This window comes from Herminiimonas contaminans (assembly GCF_015645465.1).
Lineage (GTDB): Bacteria > Pseudomonadota > Gammaproteobacteria > Burkholderiales > Burkholderiaceae_D > Oxalicibacterium > Oxalicibacterium contaminans.
In genome coordinates, this window is sequence record NZ_JADOEL010000051.1 from 1 (window position 1) to 1251 (window position 1251).

Sequence of the window (1251 nt, forward strand, 5' to 3'; positions counted from 1 at the left end):
TGGTCTGTCCCGGCCTCAATGGACACAAGGTTAAGCACTGAGTGCTAATTGGCGCTGCTCGAATTCCGCTGGGGTCAAATACCCTAATGTCGAATGGCGGCGATGATGATTGTAAAAGCGAATGTAGTCAAACACGTCGGAACGTGCTTCGTCATAACTCCCGTATCGGGTCAAGTAAACTCTCTCCGCCTTGAGTGACCGGAAGAAGCTTTCCATGGCTGCATTGTCCCAACAATTACCTGCACGGGAATGGCTTGGGACGATGCGGTAGCGTTTGAGCAGATTCTGGTACTCAAAGGCACAGTACTGGCTGCCACGGTCCGAATGCAGCAAGACTTCACCCATTGGTTTGCGTCGTGCCACCGCCATCGTTAAGGCAGCATGAACTAATTCTTGGTGCATGCGGTGATGCATTGCCCAACCAACCACTGCCCGAGAATACAAGTCTAGTACCACCGCCAGATAAAGCCAGCCTTCACCAGTACGGATATACGTCATGTCCGAAACCCAGCGTTGGTTGATGCCTGCTGCACCGAATTGTCTTTCCAGCAGATTGGGTGCCACTGGCAGGACATGCTTACCGCCAGTGGCCGGCGTCCAACGCTTGCGTGAACGCACCCTGATACCGCCTTGTTGCATCAGGCGCGCAACCCGGTGTCGACCACATAACAGGCCTTGGGCTATCAGCTCTGCATGGATTCGTCGGTGTCCGTATATCCCATTGACTTCGGCGTGCACCAGCCGTATTTCCCGAAGCAGCTTGCGGTTGGCCATCTCTCGCATCGAAGGCTTCCGACGCAACCATGCGTAATAACCGCTACGGGAAACCCGGAACAGCTGACACATCGGAGCGACCGGATAACGTTCAGTCAGGGCCTCAATGGCGCGAAACTTCACTTCGTGGGTTGCGAGAAGATGGCGAGCGCTTTTTTTAATATGTCGCGCTCCATGGTGACGCGCGCTAGGTCATCGCGAAGGCGCTTGAGTTGGGCCGCTTCGCCACTCTGCTTACCACGCCCCGGAAAGGCATCGGCTCCCGCATCTTGAAACTGGCGTTTCCACTTGCCCAATAATGCTTCGGTGATATCAAGCGCCTGCGCAACATGACGCAACGGCGTGCCGGCAAGCACTTGGTCAACAGCATCTCGTTTGAATGATTCGGGATAAGTACGTCTGGTCTTGGTCATAAACATAACTCCTGGGTGGCATTATCCACCTTAAGTTAGTGTCCACCTAGACCGGGACAGACCA

At 54.5% G+C, this 1251-nt stretch carries 2 protein-coding genes; both read right to left on the reverse strand.

The genetic code is table 11. From position 1 onward, the window contains the following. Positions 1–30 precede the first annotated feature (30 nt). Entirely contained in the window at positions 31–897 is an 867-nt protein-coding gene (locus IXC47_RS19275) for an IS3 family transposase (protein ID WP_326838437.1), read from the reverse strand. Beyond that, on the reverse strand, positions 894–1187 hold the full coding sequence (locus IXC47_RS19280; RefSeq protein WP_195876769.1) for a transposase: 294 nt from the start codon (positions 1185–1187) through the stop codon (positions 894–896). The genes IXC47_RS19275 and IXC47_RS19280 overlap by 4 nt, the downstream gene beginning before the upstream one ends. Positions 1188–1251 lie beyond the last annotated feature (64 nt).

Excerpts from the sequence above, each read along its gene's own strand:
- IXC47_RS19280 (WP_195876769.1), bottom strand. The coding sequence starts at position 1,187 with ATGACCAAGACCAGACGTACTTATCCCGAATCATTCAAACGAGATGCT.